This window comes from Caminibacter pacificus (assembly GCF_003752135.1).
Taxonomy (GTDB): Bacteria; Campylobacterota; Campylobacteria; order Campylobacterales; family Nautiliaceae; genus Caminibacter; species Caminibacter pacificus.
The window spans coordinates 249,425-270,190 of the sequence record NZ_RJVK01000001.1 but is presented as its reverse complement, the minus strand read 5'-3'; the positions used below and the strand labels follow the sequence as shown (position 1 = coordinate 270,190).

Here is a 20,766-nt window from a genome sequence, read left to right as displayed (position 1 = left end):
AGGCGAATTGTAGCACATAAAGATTAAAAAGAAGATGAAGCCATCCTGTTTTTAAATTTGAGCTTCTCTATTTTTGATTTTAGAAGCGAATTTTCGGCTTCGAGAGAATAGTATTCGTTAAGAAGTTTATTGATTTTTACCGAAGTGTAGTAGATATTTGTCGCTACGTATATCTTCGGAATAGAAAGCATCAACACAAAAAGTGCTGCGATTACGACGTTTCTGATAATTGTAACCGATAATTTTTCACTCTCAATTTGGTCGTAAACCTCTTCTAAAACCACCCTTTTTTCATCCATTTTCTCCATTTTATCCCTTTGTAAACATAAATCCTCTAAGTTTTGCGCTTCTGCTTCTCGGGTTTTTTTGAATCTCCTCTTTTGTAGCGGTTATCGGTTTTTTGGTGAGGATTATTCCTTTTTGGTTATTATTTCCGCATTCGCATCTTATTGCTTCAGGCGGACAAATGCATTTTTTAGCCCACTCTTTAAAACGATTTTTTACTATTCTGTCTTCCAAAGAATGAAAAGTTATTATTCCGAGTATTGTACCATTTTTTGCAAGTTTTTCAGACTCGTTTAGAATATTTTCGAGCTCGTTTAGTTCGTTATTTACTTCGATTCTTATAGCCTGAAATATAGGTGCGAGCTGTTTTTTGTCTTTTAGACCCGCTTTCATTAAAACTTCGCTTAGTTCTCTATTTGACGTAATAGGTCTGTTTTTTATAATAAAATCGGCGATTTTTTTATATCTTCTATCTTCAGAATACTCTTTTAAGATTCTTTCCAAATCCTCTCTGCTATAAAAATTCACAACGTCTTTTGCGCTGAAATCCTGGTCTTTATTCATTCTCATATCAAGAGTATCACTATCAAAAGTAAAGCCTCTTTCGGGATTGTCAAGCTGAAAACTGCTAACTCCTATATCGGCCAATATTCCGGTAATATTTAACCCTTTTAGTTCTTTTAAAGCATCGCTTGCTCTTTTGTTTATGAATTCCACTCTATCGGAATATTTCGCGAGTCTTTTTTTAGCGAACTCCATTGCGTCTTTATCTTGGTCTATACCTATGAGTTTGATATGAGGGTATCTCTCAAGCATAGCTTCGCTATGACCGCCGAATCCCAAAGTACAATCGACAAAATAACCCTCTTTTATATCTTTGAAAAGATTAACGGTTTCGTTTAATAACACGGGAATATGAGGAGTATCCAACACAAAGCCTTTTTTGTTATAATTGTATCAAAAAAGGCGATATTTGGTAACTTCTACGCTAATAGACGAATATTTGCTCGTCGCAAGAGAACTTTTTAAAAAAGATTTTATGCACATCGGGCTTGGCAGTATCTCTATGAAACTAAAAGCCGACAAAATGATAATAAACAAAAAAAACAAACACGTAAACGAAGAGGATTTTATAAAAACTCTTCATATTCTAAAAGAAGATATGGCTTGGGAAGAAGCGACCGATGATGTAAAAGTGCATTCTAAAATTTACGAACAAGTCCCGAGCGCAAAAGCAATAATTCATATTTGCCCCAAAAACGTCATTACCTATTCGCTAAAAAGACACAACTGCTTAAAACCGATCGATTTTATCGGTAAGCATTTTATAAAAAAAGTAAATATCATCGAAATCAACTCTCTACAAGAGTGGGAAGAAAACAAAGAATTTATAGTAGCAAAAGAGCTAAAACACAAAGATATCGTAATTATAAAAGGTCACAGCGTATATCTAAAAGGCAGAGACTTAAGAGAAATATTAAAAAAAGCCGTAATATTGGAAAATAGCGCTTATATGTTATTGAATTCCACTAATTAAAGGAAAAAGATGTATTTTATTTATGAAAAAGATGCTCTTGGTAGAACAATTTTCGAGATTGTTTTTAAAAACACCGGAAGTATATACGCAAAAGACGCGGTGGCGTATATGACCGCTCATATACTAAACACAAAAGGAACACTTGATAAAAAAGAGAAATTTTATTCTCAACTCGAAGAGAAAGCTATTAATTTAACAATCACGACAAACAAAGAATTTTCGACCGTTTCAATGACTTTTTTAAACGAAAAGAGCTCTTTTGCCGTTAAAAAACTTATAGAACTTTTGCAAAATCCCAATTTTACGCAAGAAGCTCTTGAAAAATCAAAAAAAGAGATTCTCGCAAAAAAAGAGAACCTAAAAAACAACCACGACTATATCGCATCGAAAAATCTTTTTAAGGCTATCTTCAAAAACACGCCGCTTGAGAGAGAAACAATAGGAGAAAATATTCAAAACGTTACATTGGAAGATATAAAAGAGCATTTTTCATATTTCGCAAAAGAAAACGCCGTATTTATAAACGGAGGCAAAAAAATCGACATCGCCGAATTTATAGAAACATTGCCTAACTCAAAGCCTAAAAACGACCTCTTTTTCAAACCTAAACAATCTCACATCGAAGAAAAAAGAGAAGTAGAACAAAGCTATATCTATTTCGCCGCTCCTTTTGAAGTGAAAAAAGAGGAGTATTATCTTGCAAAGATAGCTACTTTTATCTTAGGAGCGGGAGGTTTTGGTAGTAGGATGATGGAAGAGATAAGAGTAAAAAGAGGTTATGCATACTCCGCATACGCTATGAACGAATTTAAAAAAAGCTATCAAATCCTAAAAGGACACCTCCAAACAAAACTCGAAAATACGATTGACGCTAAAAACTTAGTGGTAGATATAATTAACGTTTTTTTAGAAAAAGGAATAACCCAAGAAGAGCTTGATAGTGCTAAAAAATTTCTAATAGGAAGCGAGCCTCTAAGAAATGAAACGCTCTCGCAAAGACTGCTTAGAAAATTTAACGAATATTATTTGGGACTTGGGGACGGATATTTCGAAAAAGAATTAAACCTAATCAAAAACACAACGCTTGATGAAATAAACGACTTTATCAAAAGACATAAAGAGATAAAAAATTTAAGTTTCTCAGTTGTGACAAATGACAAAAATTAACGACGAAAAACTAAATAAAATCGGCATTACCAACACAATAGAGCTTGCATTAATAAAGCCCAAAGAATGGGAAGATAACAACATCTACCCTTTCATCACCGGCAAGCCTCAGGCTTTTGAGGCGGAAGTACTTGACATTCAAAAATCAACAAAAATTACAAGAGTTAAGTTTTATCTAAAAAACATTCAAACGATAATGTGGGGAGTTTTTTTTACGTTTAAAAAATGGCACGAAGCGACATTTTATAAAGGCAAAAACCTATATATAAGAGGAGAAGTCAGAAACAATCAAATAATCCAACCAAAACCCATTTCAAAAATAGGAGAAATTACTCCCGTTTATAAAACGCCTATAAATCAAAGAAGTTTTAAGGCTTTAGTAAGAAAATATCTCTCTATTGAATCTTTAAATCCCCTGCCTCAAAAAATAGCTTCGATTCTTTATTATATGCATTTTCCAAGAAGTTTTGAGGATATCGACGAAAAAAAGATTAATTACGCTCTAAAATTTGCAGAAATTTTTAATTATCTTTATAAACTCCAAAGCAAAAAAAGAGTCTATCCGGCAACTCCTATAAAAGCGGAGCCCGACAAATTTATAAATTCCTTGCCTTTTAAACTCACAAACGACCAGATAAAAGTTATTAACGAAATAAAAGAGGATATAAAAAAGCCGATTCAAGCAAGAAGAGTAATCATCGGGGATGTAGGTAGCGGAAAAACTCTTGTAATGCTTGCGACGGCTTTTATGGCAAAAAAGAGCGCTATCATGGCACCAACTTCAATTTTGGCAAATCAACTTTTCGAAGAAGCGAATAAATTTTTAGGTAAATTCGGCTTTAAAATCACTCTCGTAACCCAAAAAAGCAAATATACCCAAGAAGACTTAGAAAACTCCGACCTGTTAATCGGCACACACGCACTTCTTTATCAAAACCTTCCCAAACTAAACGTTATAATGGTGGACGAACAGCATAGATTCGGTACAAAACAAAGAGCAATGCTTGAAAAACTAACGACGGACGGAAAAACGCTTCCTCACTATTTTCAATTCAGCGCCACGCCTATCCCAAGAACGCAGGCGCTTATTATGAGTAGTTTTGTGAATGTAAGTCTTATAAAAGAGTTGCCTTTTAAAAAAGATATCGAAACGAAAATAATAACAAAAGAAAACTTCAAAGAGCTTTTAGCGCATATAAAAAAAGAGATTCAAAACAACAACCAAGTCGTTATCGTATATCCTTTGGTGGAAGAATCCGAAAATTTCGGATATCAAAGCATAGAAGAAGGAAAAGATTTTTGGCTTAAATATTTCGAAGGAGTATATATCACGCACGGAAAAGACAAAAACAAAGAAGAAGTGCTTGTGGAATTTAGAGAAAAAGGAAATATTTTAATCACTACTACCGTTATTGAAGTAGGTATTTCTCTTCCGAGACTAACAACTATAGTAATAGTTGGAGCCGAAAGACTCGGACTTGCCACACTACATCAATTAAGAGGTAGAGTCGGACGATACGGTCAAAAAGGTTATTGCTTTTTATATACAAACGACAAAAACAACAAAAGATTACAAGAATTCGCAAAAACACTCGACGGATTTAAAATAGCGGAGCTTGATTTGAAATTCAGAAAAGCCGGAGACATAATAGACGGAAAACTCCAAAGCGGTGAAACGTTTCAATATTTCGACGAAACGAAAGATTTAGAAATTTTAGAAGAAGCAAAAAAGCACTTGGCACTTTCTTAGCACTATATTAAGTTAACATTAAATAAAAAAAGGTGCCGGATGCTAAAAAGCATTAGAAAAACTCTTAGAAGTAAAGAAAATAAATATCATAAAAGAGATTTAATAAAAAAATTACAAAAAGATCATCAAAAATTATTAAAGCTTTTTTTAGCCTTAGAAGAAGCTATAAACAAAAAATCACCGAATGCAATTAAAAAACTTCATCATTTCATTGATGAATTAGAACTTCATCTAATTTTAGAAAATTCTCAATTTTACACACATTTGGAATCTAAATACAGATTTTGCAATTTAAAAAAACTTAAAGAAATTAAAGAAGAAATTCCGAAAAACGCCACCTTGTTCTTACAACTCAAAAATACTTTAGAAGAAAAAAATTTTGCAGAAGCACAAGAATTGTTTAATATAATACGAACATTTTTATTTAAAAGAATAAGATTCGAAGAAGAAAAACTTTATAAAATTTACGATAATTTACACACATGCAACGAAATTTATCTATTACTGAGATAATCGGTTAAAAAAGAAACGATTAATAAACGAATTTTGCGATTAGAATAATGTTTAATACTAAAAATAAAAATATAAAATCATCAAGTAATGCAGTCCCTTTCATCTTTGACCCCCTTTTTCATCTTTTCTCGGAGGTATTTTATTAACCTATAATGACACTAAGATGACAATATCACTGACACATTATTTTAACTGCAAAATTGCAATGAATTTTCGTAGTATCAAGAATAGTTTTTGAAGTGTCTTTTTGAGAAATCAACATTCCGATTTCGGTACACCCTAAAATTACACCCTCGGTTTCATACTTCTCTATTATTTTTAAAAACTCTTTTTTTGACGAATCTTTAGTCACACCAAGACACAACTCATCAAATATTACTTTATGAATAATCTCTCTATCTTGAGATTCAGGAACAACTACATCCACTCCTCTTTTTTTCAAATAATCCACATAAAAACAATCTTCCATTGTAAATTTAGTACCCAACAACAGCACATTTTTTAAATTTTTAGCTTTAATCTCTTCGATAAGAGAGTCTCTTATATCCAAAAGAGGTATGGAAATTGAAGATTTTACTTTATCGGCTACTTTATGCATCGTATTTGTAGCTATCATTACAAAATCGGCACCTGCTTTTTCAAGAGATTTTGCAGCGTTAGATAATACTTCAGCACTTTTTTCCCATAAATTATTTTTTTGATATTCTGCAATTTCTTGAAAATCGACACTATAAAGTATTATCTTTGCGCTGTGTAACCCTCCAAGTTTTCGGTTGATTTGTTCGTTTATGAGTTTATAATACTCCGCACTACTCTCCCAACTCATTCCGCCTATTATTCCGCATGTTTTCATAAATATCCTCTTAGTTGATACGTGATATCACCCGCTCCGAATCCGATAATCAATCCATTATCTATTGTTTTTATAATTTCTCCGTTCTCATCAATTAACATAATATTATTTCCATCAACTTTTACTCTCTTTGCAAAAATTGGATTATGTTTTGCAAAATGCTTTTCAAAATCAATAAACACCTCTTTCTCTCCCGCAGACCATACCGGAAGTATCACAAGCTCGCTCGCTTCATTGAAGCATTCAACAAACCCTTCAAGATTATCGATCGTTCTGCTGTATTTGTGAGGCTGCCAAATAGCTACGACATTATCAAGTCCGTTTAGCATAGCGTATATCTTTGCCGAATGAAGAGTTGCTTTTATTTCGGTAGGATGATGTCCGTAATCGTCAATCAAAACGAAATTATCGGTATGTCTTATAATATCGAATCTCTTTTTGATACCAATGAAATTTTTAATATTACTTACAATCTCGTCAATATTCAAAAACTCTCTTGCAGCTTCAATAGCAAGAAGCGCATCAAGCACCAAATGCTCTCCGAATCCGTAAACTTCAAACTCTCTATTTTCATATTCGAATACGGTTTTAGGAAGTCCGTCTCTTACTTCGTAACGAATGTTTTTTGCGTCTTTTAAATAGACTTTTTTCATAGGTAAATCAAGTTTTTTGATAAATTCGTCATCTCCGTTAACAACTCTGATTTTCGCTTTTTTCAAAAATTCTTCATAATGAGCGTAAAATTTATCCAAATCGTGATTATAAAACTCCATATGCTCGGGCTCTGTATTCGTCACAATAGCGATATAAGGATTAGAATCTACAAAACTTCCGTCACTCTCATCCGCTTCGAATACCAAAAGCTCACTATCCGTTCTTCTTGCATTCGAATGAAACTCTTTACTCTCGGCTCCGATTAAGGCGTTAGCTTGAGGCAAAACGGAAGATAAAATAGCAGTAGTCGTGCTTTTTCCGTGTGCTCCGCAAACGGACAAAACTTTTTTATCATTTACGATATATGGCAAAAACTCTCTTCTACTTAAAGTTTTAATACCTTTTTTCTTTGCCGCTATAAGTTCTACGTTATCTGGCTTTGCTACGGCAGTATGAACGAGCAAATCCGGAGTCGTTACGTTTTTTTCATCATGAGGAATATTTACTTCGATTCCTTCGACTCTAAGTTTTGCAGTAAGAGGCGTCTCTTTTATATCGCTACCGCTAACCTTCACTCCGGCAGCGTTTAAATATCTCGCAATGGCACTAAGCCCGATACCCCCGATTCCAACAAAATGAACGTGATTCATTTTGCGTCTTTACTAAACTCTTCTTGAAATTGTTTTTTGTGTTTTATAACAAGCTCGTCGATATCATCGTTAAATTCCGCTAAAAACATATCTTTATACGCTTTTGAATCGTCAACATATTTTTCAAAAAACGTATCGATATCCAATTTATCAAGCATTCCGAGCACATACATACTAAACATCTCTTTAATTTTAGGGTCGTTAACAAGATACGCCATATCATAGCCGACCTCTTTTGCCTCTTCGATTTCGCCGTCGTTCCACAATTCGAGCATATATTCGAACATTGCTCTAACAGCCGCCGCCTCTTCAGGGTCGTTTATATCAAAAGTACCTTTAGATTCTATCTTTTTATTTACAAGGTCGAATGTTTCTTTTAAAATCTCGCTAAAAATTTTATTTATTTTTTCCGCATCGTCTTTATGCAGGTATTTTTCCAATTCTTTATATTTTTGTGCAATACTCATAATAGCTCCTTAATTATTTTTAATGCTTTTTTCGTTCTTTCTTCATCATACACAAGGGCAATTCTCACATACCCCTCACCGGCTCCTTTTCTTCCCATAAAACGTCCCGGCATTACTTTTACGCCTCTTTTATACGCCTCTTTTGTAAATTCTATATCATCACCCACCTCAAGCCAGATATAAAAAGTGGCTTTTGGAATCTCCACTCCCAAAATCTCTTTTGCAATCTCGAAATTTTTTCTATATTTTTCTCTAAAAGGCTCGACATGTTCATCATCACTCCAAGCCTCAGCCGCAGCGTATTGTAAAGGAAGCGGAGAAGCACATCCCACATAGGTCCTAAAAGACAAGTATCTTTTTAATATTTCGCTATCGCCTGCGATAAATCCGCTTCTAAGCCCCGGCGCACTGCTTCTTTTGGAAATGGAATTAATCGCCAAAATATTTTTAAAATTTTTATTTCCGACATTTATCGCCGCTTCTAAAATACTCGGCGGTTTTTCGTCTATATACAGTTCGCTATAACATTCGTCACTCAAAATAACCACATCGTTTTTCAAAGCATACTCAACCCACTCACTAAGCTCATCCAAACTCATAACGCTTGCTGTGGGGTTATTTGGAGTATTTAAGATTATAAAATCCTCATCCCCCTCAAGCTGAGACAATCTATTTTTAAAGTCGTTTTCTTTTTTTAGCTCCATATAATTTATTTCGCTACCGGCCGCTATTGCCGCACCTTCGTATATTTGATAAAAAGGATTAGGAAAAGCGGTTTTTTTAGGTCTTAAAAAAAGCGGAAAGTTAAATAAAAGCTCTCTTGTCCCGAAACTCGGCAATAATTCGTCTTTTTTAAGCTCAATCGAATATCTTCTTTTTACAAAGCCTCTTTGAGCTTCTTTTAAAACTTCTTCACCCGCAGTTTTTGGATATTTGTTTAGGTATTTTGCGTTTTTGCAAAGCGAATCTTGAATGAATTTGGGAGTTTCGAATTGAGGCTCGCCGATTGTCAAAGACAAAACTTCCTCGGGATGAGGAACGTCTTTTAAAAGTTCGTTTAGTTTTTCAAAAGGATATTTTTCAAACATCCGCTACTCCGCCAAAGCAAGTTCGATTTTAAATCCGCTTTGAGAGAGGACTTTTACTTTGATTTTTTGACCTTCTTCAAACTCATCAAGGCTTCTTCCGTTTAGTTTGCTGATATGTAAAAGCCCCTCGACATCAGGTGCGATTTCTACAAACATTCCGAATGGTACTTTTCTTTTAATAGTTCCCTCAATCACGCTTCCGATTTCGAAGTTAGGTATTTTTGGTTTGTCGTCTTTACAAATTACGTTTAGAATATAATCTTTTGCCGCGTTCATTTGGTCGTAACTATCTCCGTAAATCTTAACTTTACCCGTTTCTCTGTCAAGGTCGATAGTAATACCGAATTTTGCAATAATTTCTTTAACCGTTTTTCCTGCCGTACCGATAATATCGATAATTTTGTCAGGTTCCACTTTAAAGCTTACGCTTTTTGGAAGTACGTCTTCATTATATTTGATGTTTTCTACCGCGTTTTCCATTTTTTCTAAAATAAACGCTCTTGCTTCTTTTGCTTGATAAAGCGCTTCTTTTAAGATATCAAGAGAAATTCCTCCGAGTTTAATATCCATTTGCATTGCTGTAATTCCGTCCCACGTACCGGCAACTTTAAAGTCCATATCTCCGTCGTGGTCTTCAAGTCCCATAATGTCAGTTAAAATAGCGTATTTATCACCCTCGCTAACCATACCCATAGCGATACCCGCAGCAAGTTTTAATAGAGGTACTTTTGCCGCTTTTAAAGCGATAGCGCTCGCACAAACGGTTGCCATTGAAGATGAACCGTTACTTTCGAGAATCTCGCTCACAACTCTTACTGTTTCATCAAATTCAGGGTCGATTAACGGTTCTATCGCTCTTTTAGCCAAGTTTCCGTGTCCAAGCTCTCTTCTGCTCGGAGGTCCGAGTCTTACGGCTTCACCAACCGCAAATGCCGGGAAGTTGTAGTGAAGCATAAATCTTTCAAGTTTTTCTTCTTTATCTGTGAGGTTTGCATAAACTTGCGCATCCATTTCACTACCTCTTGTAGCCACCGCTAAAGCTTGAGTTTGTCCTCTTGTAAACAGACAGCTTCCGTGTGCTCTTGGAAGTACGTTAGTTTCGATACTAATAGGTCTGATTTCGTCAAGTTTTCTTCCGTCTGCCCTTACGTTTTCATATAAAATCATACCTCTGACAATTTCTCTTTTCACTTCTTTAACAGCTTTTAAAATCGCATCGAAGTTCTCTTCTTCGCCAAGCGCGCTTGCAATTTTTCTTGCGAATTGTTTTAGGAGATAATCTCTTTCGCTTTTACTTAAATGTTTGATAATTTCTCTAAGCTCATCGGCATATTTTTCTTTGATTTCTTTAATATAAGGAGTTAAATCAACCTCTTTTCTCTCTTCGAAATTAACTTTTTCTTTTACGAAGTTTTTAAGCGCTTCTTCATAAATTTCCGCACCTTCTTTTATCTTTTCTTGTGCCAATTTTAAAGCTTCTATAAGCTCGTCTTCACTAATTTCGTTCGTTTTATATTTTACGATAGTGTTTTCAATAGGAGCCCCGTCAAGCATAATATCTTCAACAGGAATTATCTCAATCTCTTCTTGACCTTGGCTTGCGTACTCAATCATTAAAAGCTCGTCTTTCGTACCCGTTACGAAAAGATTAAAATCACCCTTTTCAAGTTCGCTTAAAGACGGATTAACAACCAATTTCCCGTCGATTCTTGTGATTCTAACCCCGTGTACCATTTTTGCAAAAGGCAAAGAGCTCATATACATACACGCAGCCGCCGCATTCATAGCCGCCACTTGCAAATCGCTATCTTCATCCGCACTCAAAGCCATAATGGTAATAATAGTATCGTATCCGTAGTTTCTCGGGAAAAGAGGTCTTAGGCTTCTATCTACTATTCTTGCGGTTAATGTTTCGAAATCTCCCGGTTTTTGTTCTCTTTTTACAAATCCCGCAGGAATTTTCCCTACCGCATAAGCTCTTTCTACGTATTGCACTACTAAAGGTACGAAATCTTCTTCGATTACCTCATCGGGATTGTATGTTAAAGTAGCAAGCATTACGGTATTTCCTTCTTGCCACCAAATAGAGCTATCCGCTTGTTTCGCAACTTTATTTAATATTAACTTTTGTTCTTTATCGTTTAACTTAATATCAACTTCACAACTCATTAAAACTCCTTAAAATAAAATTCGGTATCTATATAATCTTCTACAACTTTAACAAAAAACGTATGGTCAACAAGTTTTTCAACCATCTCCGCCGTTTCTTTTGCTATTACGGGTATCGCAACACTTATTGAACTTACGTTTTTGGAAATACAGCTTTTTATGGCACATAATAAAGTAAGTCCTGTATTCGCTCCCTCATCCACTAATAAAACATTTTTATTCTCAAGTGAAATTATACCCTCTCCCGCACGAAATTGATAAATATCCTCTAAAATTTTCTCCTCATACACCCTTTCTATCTCGCCAAACAGATAATCATCTGTAATTTCAAACGACTCGATAAGCTCGTCAATCAAAACATAATCTCTCGTCTCACTAACAGCCGCAAGTGAAGTATCTTTATTAATCGGAGATTTAACTTCCTCGATAAAAAGAAAATCCCCCTCAACCAGCCCGTTTCTAAGCCCGAGCTCTCTTGCGTAATATACTCCGTTTTTACTTATCGCTAAAATAACGCAATCAGTAAAAATATCTTTATCTACCACTTCAAGAAGTTTATTCAAAGCGTCTTCTCTATTTTCGAAAATCATCTCACACCTTAAATTTTTTGATAAATTCATCCGGATATTGTTTTAAAATTTCTTCTTCGCTAAATGTAAATTTATAATTTAAAACGTAATCTTTTAAAATTTTATAAGCTTCGTTTATTTTTTTCATCTTTTCATCATCTCCGCCCATATCAGCGTGATATTTTTTTGCAAGTTTTTTATATTTTTTGTCGATATCTTTCATAGTACTAAGAGGCTTAATCTCCAAAATGTTACAAGCCTCTTTTATTTCGTCTATTTTAGAAATGACGTACCTCCTCCGGCAATAATGGTCTTCAAGTCGTTATCGATAAATTTAACACCCACACCTAAGAAAAACGTTCTCGCATCGGCATTTAGAATATTATCAACACCGGCAATAAACTCCAAGTGTTTCAAATACAGATATGTAGCTTTTAAAGAAAGATTAGGATTATTCCCTCTTATGTCGTTAACCGAATTGAAATCATAAATATCGGCACTCAATTTCACCCTGTCTTTATCAAGAAAATAATCGGCTCCAACACCGCCGGTACTTTCTATAATTCCTCCTCTAATTAGTAAATTGTCATATCTTTTACCAAGCTCGGCGTTAAAATAGATTTTATCTTCATCACTAGGATTTTTAGTCGAATAGTCTTTCGTACTCGTAACTCCTACGATGTAATATTTTGTAGGATTAGGCATATATGCAATATTTGCCGTCGTTTTAAAGTAGTCGTCTCGTGTCATATAATTTGAGAAAATATCGACTTGAATTTGTGATTTTTGCATACTTGCGAGCATATCGTCAAGCTTTTGAAAACTTTTGCTTCCACTTGCAAAGAAATCACTCGCTGCGTCAATAGTATTTTTAAGTCCTTGTTTGTTTTCGACAAGAAGTTGATTTGCGTTTTTTCCTAAATTTATATACTCATCCGCCAATTTAGGAAGTTTGGTATTTAAAATTTCACCCGTTTTGTTCAATTTAGCAAGTAACATATCGGTTTTATCCAAAATTTCAGGAATTTTGCGCTTAATAATATCACCCGTCTCTTTATACGAAACCACAAGAGCGTTTGCATTATCCAAAATTTTAGGCAACTTCATTTGAGTTGTAGCTAAAATATCATTTAATCTCTCGGAAGAAACTTTTAAATTTGCAATCATAGCGTGAATGTTATCTATAGTTTGCTGATTTAGTGTAGTATTAAGCTTTGCAAGCAATACCCTTACATCACCTACGGCTTTATTAATATTTGTAAGTACGTCTTCCATAGAAGCGGAAGGTACGTATTTTTTAATAACACCTTTTGGTTGTAGATATGCCGTATTATTCGAAGGAATAATTTTTAGATATTTTCCGCCAAGAACGTTATCCTGAGCTACGGCAACTTCCGAACCGACAGGAATTTTTACACCTTTTTGAATCAAAAGTTTTAATTTAACTCCGTTATCAAGAAGTTTCATACTATCTACATATCCTATAGTCACACCTCTGAGTTTGACTTTTGATTTTTTAGTAATACCGCTTGCATCGTTTACGATAGCATAAACCGGATAGCCTTTTTGTTTAAAATCTTCAAGAGTCTTTATCTGAAAAGTCATATATAAAAGCGATAAAAGTCCTACTAATATAAAAAGACCGACTTTAACTTCAGTTTTCATTATTTTCCCTTAGTTTAATAATATACTCTGCTTTAACCCGCCGATAGGATTAAAATAGACGTTAAAATTCAAAATATAATCGTTTCTATAAGAAATTCCGTCTTCTTTAAGTACCGGAATTCTATTTCGTTTAAACCCGATATCGTACTGCCAACATTTTTTTGACATTTTTACACCTAAAAGTATATACTTATTATATCTATTTAACAAATCATAACTATATTCCGTATAAAATCGTTTGTATTGATTCAAGCTTTTTTCGAACCTTAAAGTAATCGTTTTGATTTTATTCGTATTAATTTTATCATATTTATAAATATGTGTCATTTTTAAAAGATAATTACTATCCGAATAAGAAGCCGTTAATGCGTTATAAATTGTTCTTTTATAATCCCAAGAATATTTATTTTGCAAATTAAGAGAGTAATTTCCTTTTTTTACATTTAATGTATTTTCCAAATCGTTTTTTTGGTTCGAATCTATATAAAGCATTTGCGACAAAGAATGATCCAAATAAAAATTTCCGTTTTCAAAAATTTGGAAAAGTTTTAAATTAACGCTATTGTTAATTTTCAACTCTCCCAATAAATTATTGGAGTTTTGAATATGGTTATAGTTGTTAAAATTAAAAGTAACGGAAGGATTAATAATATGTAAATATCCGTCTTTTTTTATCAAAGAAGAGTATAACTCAACACTCGTATAAAGCTGCGAAAAAACGTCCGGTTTTGTTTGAGAATTATAATAATTCGCACTCGCAAAACTAAAAGATTCCGTTATTTTATATGAAAGATAATGATTTAATATTGCTTTTGAATAGCTTATCGGTAATAAAGTATCAAACTGATAATATTTTGTAGGAATAGAATAATAATTGTAAAAATTCGCATCAAAAGAGTTTAAAATATTGCTGTTTTTCGTTACGAATTTATGTAAATTAATTTGTGGTAAAACCTGTATCGTATCTTCATTTGAAAGTTTTGAAGTATCAATAAAATATTTAGCGTAAATTCCAAATATATAATTCGTATTAAATCTATTAATATAATTTATTTTTGAAGTAATTGTTTTATCGATAAGATACGAAGTGTTAAAAGTATAATTATAAGGATTAAGATAAAAATAATCGACGTCGTTTGCGTATTTTAAATCCATATATAATTTATCGTTTGTAAAGACGGTCGAATTCCTCTCGTATAAAAACTGATATCCGAAATGTTTTTTGTTTGCCAAATTATATTTAGTAAAATATTTATCATAATCAATAAATTCACCCAGTTTTATTTCTCCATAAGAATTTGGAGAATCTACAAACCTAAAAGTAGCGTATAAACCTCTACCTCTTGCAGTTCTGATCGTCGGATCGAATTCCAAATCGGCCCTTTGACCCAAAACTATATAAACCGGTTGTGTATATAAAAAGCCCTCTTTTGCAGAATATCCGAAATACGGTCTAAGTAATCCCGAACGCCTTGTTTTATCAAGAGAGTTAAAATAAAACGGAAAATAAAAAACCGGTACTTTATGAACGTAAAGAGTAAGGTTATAAAGCTTTATATATTTTGTTTTTTTGTTGTAACTTCCTTTTTTGGAATAGATAAACCAATCGGGCTTATCGATACAACAACTACTAAAAATAACCTTTTTAAATTTAATCAAATCGCCGTTTATCGAAACGTTTTTCGTTTTAAACCACAAATCGAGATTTCTATCGTAAATAATATTGTTTTTAGCAAAAATTTTATTTTTGGAAATTACTGTAACCTTATCCGCTTCTATGGCGCTGTTTTGATAAAAAACAGTCACATTTCCTTCCAAAACAGCGGTTTTATCGTTTTTTACGATACCTTTTTGAGCTTGAATAATAAAATCTTTATAGATAATAAGAGGTTTTTGAAGAATAATAGTTTTATTCTCTTCCAAAGCTTTTGTGGCATAAACTTTTATAATATCCGCATAAGCGAATATTGCGAAAAAAAGAATACTAATTATCTTCAACAACAACTGATTTCCCTACGATATCGTGAATTGCTCTATTTAGTGGGTCAACGATAGCATACGCCATACCCAAATAAAAAAACATTTCGTCAAAATTTCTAACGATACTCCTTATAAGCGCCCTGCCCCATGACGGCTTATCGAATGTTTCGATATCGATAGTTTTGATTTTCATAATCATTTTACCTATAGTTTTCCCGTAAAGCGCAATAAAAATCCAATGATATAGAGTATATGCCAAAAATATATACCCTATAAGCTCGTTTGTTAATATTATTTGCTGCTCTAACGTTTTAGCATTAACAAAAGAATCGAAAAACGCTATAAAAATAATAAAAGAGACAAGAAGGTCGTCTATTGTCATAGAAACCGCTCTTTTAAAAAGTGAGGCTTCTTTGAAGCCTTGCATATGGAGTTTATCTACAAGTTCCATTATTTCCCTATTGCTTGATATGCTATATCTTTTCTATATTTTTTACCCTCAAAATGCACTTTATCTACGATTTTATAAGCTTCGTCTCTTGCTTGTTTTACGTCTTTTCCAAAACCGACGCACACAAGCACCCTACCGCCTGTAGCCATAAGTTTTCCGTCTATTTTTTTAACTCCCGCATAAGCGATATATCCGTTGCAATCACTCAAATCATCAACGGTAATTTCCGCAGGTTCACTACTTGAATAAGGATAGTTTTTAGAAGCACACACAACTCCCACAGCCACCATATCTTTGATTTTTACGTCGATTTTATCAAGCTGTTTGGTCGCACCGTTAAAAAACATATCATAAACGCTGCTGTCAATCAGTGCCATAAGTTCTTCGCACTCAGGGTCACCGAATCTAACGTTATATTCAAGCACATAAGGCTCGTTATCCACAATCATAAGCCCTATAAAAAGTACTCCCTCAAAAGGCGCTCCCTCTTCTTGCATTCCTTTAAGAGTAGGTTTTATAATTCTTGATTTTACTTTTTCATAAAGCTCTTCGTTTGCAAGAGGAGTTGGGGCGTACGCACCCATACCTCCGGTATTCGGACCTTTATCTCCGTCAAGTAGCCTTTTGTGGTCTTGTGCCGCAGGTAAAAGTACAAAATCTTCTCCGTCGCAAATAGCGAACATACTAAGCTCGTACCCGTCAAGAAACTCTTCGACAATTACTTTTTTACCGGCATCACCGAATGCTTTTCCGCTTAGCATATCTTCTACCGTTTTTTTGGCTTCTTCTTTACTTTCGGCAATAATTACACCTTTTCCGGCGCAAAGTCCATCGGCTTTTACGACTATTGGAAGTTTATCCATCGAGTCGATAAATTCATAAGCTTTTTGTTTATCGTCCGTTTCGATATATCTTGCTGTAGGAATATTGTGTTTTTTTAGGAAGTTTTTCATATAAACTTTACTTCCTTCAAGTCTTGCAGCTTTGCTTGAAGGTCCGAAAATTGTAAGCCCGTGAGATTTGAATACGTCCACGACACCTTTAACAAGAGGGTCTTCAGGCCCTACTATTGTCAAGTCGATATTGTTTTCTTTCGCCCAATTAGCAAGTTCTTCGAAATCTTTAATATCTATATTTGTAGCGAACTCTTCAGTAGCTCCGTTTCCGGGTGCATAAAAAATTTCCGCTTCGTCTTTCATAAAATATCCGATACTATACTCTCTACCACCGCCGCCAATTATCAAAACTTTTTTCATATCAAGCCTTTTTTTGCGAAATTATAACAAATTAAGTCTTTAATGAATACCCAGTAATCAGTGCGAAAAGCCAAGGCCAAATAAGAGCGATAATTACGATAACAGCGATAATCACATATGATATTTTAGGTTTTACTCTTTTTTTCAAACACTCGATATCCGTATTATACTCTCCACAATAATCCACATCCCTATTAAATTTATTAAGATACAAAAAGTAATAGCAAAAACCGCTTAGTAAAGAATTTACGATTATAATCGTAGCAAGCACCAATAACGGATGAATTTTCGCATAAGCCATTAAATAAGCAATCATTAAAGATATTACAAGAACCGAAAACGCTTCGAGCACCGCTCTTTTATACAAAAGATAAAACCAACCGAAAATAAACGCTTTTAAATTAAATTTCGGCTTACATTTTCCAAGCCCCTCGTCATTCATAATCTCTTCGAAAACTTCCATATCTTTCTCATCCCCGACATACACCTCTTTTAAAAGTTTTAAATATTTATCTCTCAAACTCATACTCTTCCTTTTATAAACGTTTTGTAATAATCCCAAATAGCAAGCAACAAACTCCCCACTACTGGTGATAGCAATATCGAAATTATAAAAAATATCCAGTGATTATGACCTAAACGATATGCAAAATATGCAACTACCGTGGATAAAATAATAAGATTAATAATAACAAACAAACCCATTTAGCGCCTTTTTTAGTAAAATTATATTAAAAAAGGACCTAAATGAAAATCAAAGTCCCAAAATCCGTAGATTTAAACGTGAAAAACTCCGAAAGCGTAGCAAGAATAGCAGCCGCTTCAAAAAACGGCGGAGTAATAGCCGCTCTTATGATTCCGAAACAAAAACCGATTTTCGATAAACTGCATTTAGCCTACAACCTCAAAAGAGCGAACGAAGAAAATTTCAATCTTTTAGTAGCGGTAGAAGGAATTCATGAAGGCAAACTCAGCGAAATTTCCATTTTAAAACAAAAAGGTGCAAGCGCTATATTTATCAATAGCGATGAAGATATGAATCTTATAAAAAGAGTTTTTGAGTATGCCGAATTTTTGGATATTCCTATTTTCGTAAACTGCCACAACAAATCCCTAAGCTACGGCGTTATGAACGACAGCGAAATAGCATATGCCATGGGAGTTAGCGGCATACCTAATTATGCCGAAAGCGTAGAAGTCGCCAAAATTTACGAATTATCAAGCCACTTCAATGCAAAAGTGGTATTTCAAAGTATCACCACAAAAGAATCTCTTGAAATTCTAAAAAACAAACCCGAAAACATCTTTATAGACGTATGTATCGATAATCTCTATTTTACCGACGAAAACCTAAAAGATTTCAATACTTTATATAAAACTTTCCCGCCTTTAAGAAGCGAAAAAGACAAAAACGCACTATTAAAAGCCTGTGAGGAAGGATTAATCGACTTTATATCATCAAATCATATCGCCACAAACCAAAAAGACATTCCGTTTGAAGAAGCGGAATTCGGAATAAGCAAACTCGACATTTTCTCTCAGCTTGCATATTCATTGCCTATTTCACATGAAATAATAACGAAACTCATCTCGACCAACCCTGCAAAACTTTTCGGCATAGATATAGACGAATATATGGAGATTGAACTTGGTGAATTCGAAGTGGATTTCGAAAACTTCGCAAGCAAAGGCAAAAACTGCCCTTATACGAGAGTGAGAGCAAGAATTATTTAGCCTCCTTATATCAACTTCATTAAATCAAACTATTTACTTTTTCTCCTCCTTGTGGTATAATATATAAAAGTTTAAGGAGGGGAAATGAAATACTACGAAGCTCTTGAAAACGGAAAAATCAGATGTCTTTTGTGTCGTCATCACTGCATACTCAAAGATGGACAAGTAGGTATTTGCGGTGTTAATATGAATAAAAACGGCGAGCTGGTTAATTTAGTATACGGACATCCTTCAAGTATAAACGTCGATCCGATAGAGAAAAAACCGCTTTTTCACTTTTTACCGGGAAGCGGTGTTTTGTCTTTCGGAACTGTGGGATGTAACTTTAAATGTCCGTTTTGTCAAAATTGGCAAATAGCCCATACCAATAAAGTAAACGATTCGGTATACGTTTCACCGCAAGAAATGGTAAAACTCGCACTCGAATATAACTGCAAATCTATCGCATACACATACAACGAACCGAGTATATTTTATCCGTATGCAAGAGACGTAGGAGTTTTGGCAAAAGAAAAAGGACTAAAAAACGTATTTGTAACAAACGGATTTGAAAGTGTATATGAGATAGAAGATATGAAAGATTGGGTCGATGCATGCAATGTCGATTTGAAAAGTTTCAAACCCGAATATTACAAAAAAGTATTAAAAGGTAATTTAGAAGACGTCCTTGATACCATAAAAAGATTACATGACGTTGGAATTTGGCAAGAAATTACGACTCTTATAGTGCCGCAAGATAACGACAGCGAAGAAGAGCTTACTAAAATTGCCGAATTTATAGCAAGTGTAAGTACCGACATACCTTGGCATATCAGTAGATTTCATCCTGATTACAAAGTCCAAGACAAACCGGCAACTCCTATGGAAACTATGATAAAAGCGTATGAAATAGGAAAAAAAGCGGGATTAAAATATGTCTATTTAGGAAACGTGGCACTGCCTGTGGTGACATATTGTCCGAAATGTAACGAAGAGCTTATTGTAAGAACCATTTACAGAGTAGAAAAAAATATCTTGCAAATTGACAACCAAGGGGTCGCTCGCTGCCCTACTTGCGGCGAAGTGATTCCAGGAGTTTGGAAATAAGGAGTAAAAAATGAGAAGAGCGGTAGTAAAAGAGTGGTACGGCGGTAGTTGTGAGGCTGTTGAGCAGTATATAGAGCATTTTAATAAAATAATCGACGAAAACGTCGAAGCAGACAAAGCCGCCGAAGTTTTTTCTTTAAAACCAAAAGCGATAATAGTACCTCATGCCGGGTGGATGTATAGCGGATTTACCGCTAATTTCGCATACAGAATAGCAAGCAATACAAAACCTAAAAGAGTAGTAGTCATAGGACCATCGCACAGATTTCCGATAAACGGCATTTCGACAACTCTTGAAGAGAGTTACGAAACGCCTTGCGGGCTTTTGCCAATAGATAGAGAGTTTGCAAAAAGTCTTATAGAAAATTTCGGCGTACAAAACTTAGAAGAAGTGCACCAAGAACATTCTACCGAAGTGCAAATGCCGTTTATTTATCACTATTTCGGTCCTATTCCTGTTGTAGAACTAATCTATGGCAATTATTCGCCTGAAAAATTAAAAAATATTATCGAATATGCGATAGAAGATGGCTCTTTAGTGGTAATTTCTACGGATTTGAGCCATTATTACGACCTAAAAACCGCAAACGCACTTGATTATAATTGTCTTGAAGCGGTGCAAAATCTTGATTTACAAGCACTTGATAAATGTGAAGCATGCGGTAAAATAGGAGTGAGCGCAATGATTATAGCCGCAAGCGAGCTCGGACTAACTCCATTTATCGTAGATTATAGAACAAGTGCCGATGTAAGCGGCGATGAAAGCCAAGTTGTGGGATATATGAGCGCGATATTCATTTAATATTAATTTAATTTTGATATAATTTTACCTACTCCATAATAGGAGGTGCGTATGGCAAGAGGAAAATTCAAAATGAAAAGAAAGAGAAGA

22 protein-coding genes are annotated in these 20,766 nt (G+C 34.3%); 7 read left to right on the top strand and 15 right to left on the bottom strand.

Annotated features, from left to right (window positions below; translation table 11 throughout):
• Window positions 1–23 precede the first annotated feature (23 nt).
• Window positions 24–308: a hypothetical protein gene (locus tag EDC58_RS01435; protein ID WP_235823150.1), complete on the bottom strand. Its 285-nt coding sequence runs from the start codon at window positions 306–308 to the stop codon at window positions 24–26.
• A gap of 1 nt (window position 309) precedes the next feature.
• The gene (gene rsmH / locus EDC58_RS01430; protein ID WP_123351720.1) at window positions 310–1,215 is read right to left on the bottom strand and encodes a 16S rRNA (cytosine(1402)-N(4))-methyltransferase RsmH; all 906 of its coding nucleotides are present in this window, start codon (window positions 1,213–1,215) and stop codon (window positions 310–312) included.
• A gap of 43 nt (window positions 1,216–1,258) precedes the next feature.
• Between rsmH and EDC58_RS01425 the strand changes: the two genes are divergently transcribed.
• Genes EDC58_RS01425 through EDC58_RS01410 form a run of 4 tightly spaced genes read left to right on the top strand, consistent with a single transcriptional unit; the run spans window position 1,259 to window position 5,252 of the window.
• Window positions 1,259–1,822 carry a class II aldolase/adducin family protein gene (locus EDC58_RS01425; protein WP_123351719.1) on the top strand — a complete coding sequence of 188 codons (564 nt, stop codon included), beginning with the start codon at window positions 1,259–1,261 and terminating at the stop codon, window positions 1,820–1,822.
• Window positions 1,823–1,831: 9 nt separating this feature from the next.
• Window positions 1,832–2,989: a M16 family metallopeptidase gene (locus tag EDC58_RS01420; RefSeq protein ID WP_123351718.1), complete on the top strand. Its 1,158-nt coding sequence runs from the start codon at window positions 1,832–1,834 to the stop codon at window positions 2,987–2,989.
• Window positions 2,976–4,739, top strand: a complete 1,764-nt coding sequence (gene recG / locus EDC58_RS01415) for an ATP-dependent DNA helicase RecG (protein WP_123351717.1) — start codon at window positions 2,976–2,978, stop codon at window positions 4,737–4,739. Before EDC58_RS01420 ends, recG begins: the two co-directional genes overlap by 14 nt.
• A gap of 39 nt (window positions 4,740–4,778) precedes the next feature.
• Complete coding sequence (locus tag EDC58_RS01410; protein ID WP_123351716.1) at window positions 4,779–5,252, top strand: hemerythrin domain-containing protein; 474 nt, start codon at window positions 4,779–4,781, stop codon at window positions 5,250–5,252.
• Between the two features lie 172 nt (window positions 5,253–5,424).
• On the opposite strand, the gene EDC58_RS01405 is transcribed toward EDC58_RS01410, so the two are convergent.
• From EDC58_RS01405 to EDC58_RS01345, 13 genes are read right to left on the bottom strand one after another with little or no spacing between them, the layout of a single operon-like run.
• On the bottom strand, window positions 5,425–6,105 hold the full coding sequence (locus EDC58_RS01405) for an aspartate/glutamate racemase family protein (protein WP_180937072.1): 681 nt from the start codon (window positions 6,103–6,105) through the stop codon (window positions 5,425–5,427).
• Window positions 6,102–7,409, bottom strand: coding sequence for a UDP-N-acetylmuramate--L-alanine ligase (gene murC / locus EDC58_RS01400; RefSeq protein WP_123351714.1), 1,308 nt, complete (start codon window positions 7,407–7,409; stop codon window positions 6,102–6,104). The genes EDC58_RS01405 and murC overlap by 4 nt, the downstream gene beginning before the upstream one ends.
• A complete protein-coding gene (locus EDC58_RS01395; RefSeq protein WP_123351713.1) occupies window positions 7,406–7,876 on the bottom strand; it encodes a hypothetical protein in 471 nt (156 codons plus the stop codon). Before EDC58_RS01395 ends, murC begins: the two co-directional genes overlap by 4 nt.
• The gene (locus EDC58_RS01390) at window positions 7,873–8,964 is read right to left on the bottom strand and encodes a succinyldiaminopimelate transaminase (protein WP_123351712.1); all 1,092 of its coding nucleotides are present in this window, start codon (window positions 8,962–8,964) and stop codon (window positions 7,873–7,875) included. The genes EDC58_RS01395 and EDC58_RS01390 overlap by 4 nt, the downstream gene beginning before the upstream one ends.
• Window positions 8,965–8,967: 3 nt before the next feature.
• On the bottom strand, window positions 8,968–11,133 hold the full coding sequence (locus tag EDC58_RS01385) for a polyribonucleotide nucleotidyltransferase (protein WP_123351711.1): 2,166 nt from the start codon (window positions 11,131–11,133) through the stop codon (window positions 8,968–8,970).
• Window positions 11,133–11,723: a phosphoribosyltransferase gene (locus EDC58_RS01380; RefSeq protein ID WP_123351710.1), complete on the bottom strand. Its 591-nt coding sequence runs from the start codon at window positions 11,721–11,723 to the stop codon at window positions 11,133–11,135. The genes EDC58_RS01385 and EDC58_RS01380 overlap by 1 nt, the downstream gene beginning before the upstream one ends.
• A gap of 1 nt (window position 11,724) precedes the next feature.
• Complete coding sequence (locus EDC58_RS01375; protein ID WP_235823149.1) at window positions 11,725–11,949, bottom strand: DnaJ domain-containing protein; 225 nt, start codon at window positions 11,947–11,949, stop codon at window positions 11,725–11,727.
• Between the two features lie 26 nt (window positions 11,950–11,975).
• Window positions 11,976–13,367, bottom strand: coding sequence for an MlaD family protein (locus tag EDC58_RS01370; protein ID WP_123351708.1), 1,392 nt, complete (start codon window positions 13,365–13,367; stop codon window positions 11,976–11,978).
• Between the two features lie 9 nt (window positions 13,368–13,376).
• Complete coding sequence (locus tag EDC58_RS01365) at window positions 13,377–15,365, bottom strand: LPS-assembly protein LptD (protein ID WP_170151096.1); 1,989 nt, start codon at window positions 15,363–15,365, stop codon at window positions 13,377–13,379.
• Complete coding sequence (locus EDC58_RS01360) at window positions 15,352–15,798, bottom strand: RDD family protein (protein ID WP_123351706.1); 447 nt, start codon at window positions 15,796–15,798, stop codon at window positions 15,352–15,354. Before EDC58_RS01360 ends, EDC58_RS01365 begins: the two co-directional genes overlap by 14 nt.
• Entirely contained in the window at window positions 15,798–17,054 is a 1,257-nt protein-coding gene (gene purD / locus EDC58_RS01355) for a phosphoribosylamine--glycine ligase (protein WP_123351705.1), read from the bottom strand. Before purD ends, EDC58_RS01360 begins: the two co-directional genes overlap by 1 nt.
• A gap of 31 nt (window positions 17,055–17,085) precedes the next feature.
• Window positions 17,086–17,580 (bottom strand): DUF2628 domain-containing protein, encoded by a 495-nt coding sequence (locus tag EDC58_RS01350; RefSeq protein WP_235823148.1) that lies wholly within the window; start codon window positions 17,578–17,580, stop codon window positions 17,086–17,088.
• Entirely contained in the window at window positions 17,577–17,759 is a 183-nt protein-coding gene (locus EDC58_RS01345) for a hypothetical protein (RefSeq protein ID WP_123351704.1), read from the bottom strand. Before EDC58_RS01345 ends, EDC58_RS01350 begins: the two co-directional genes overlap by 4 nt.
• A 42-nt stretch (window positions 17,760–17,801) precedes the next feature.
• Between EDC58_RS01345 and EDC58_RS01340 the strand changes: the two genes are divergently transcribed.
• From EDC58_RS01340 to amrB, 3 genes are all read left to right on the top strand, one after another.
• Window positions 17,802–18,788, top strand: a complete 987-nt coding sequence (locus EDC58_RS01340) for an amidohydrolase family protein (RefSeq protein WP_123351703.1) — start codon at window positions 17,802–17,804, stop codon at window positions 18,786–18,788.
• Between the two features lie 84 nt (window positions 18,789–18,872).
• Window positions 18,873–19,874 carry an AmmeMemoRadiSam system radical SAM enzyme gene (amrS, locus tag EDC58_RS01335; RefSeq protein ID WP_123351702.1) on the top strand — a complete coding sequence of 334 codons (1,002 nt, stop codon included), beginning with the start codon at window positions 18,873–18,875 and terminating at the stop codon, window positions 19,872–19,874.
• A 10-nt stretch (window positions 19,875–19,884) separates the two neighbouring features.
• A complete protein-coding gene (gene amrB, locus EDC58_RS01330; protein WP_123351701.1) occupies window positions 19,885–20,676 on the top strand; it encodes an AmmeMemoRadiSam system protein B in 792 nt (263 codons plus the stop codon).
• Window positions 20,677–20,766 lie beyond the last annotated feature (90 nt).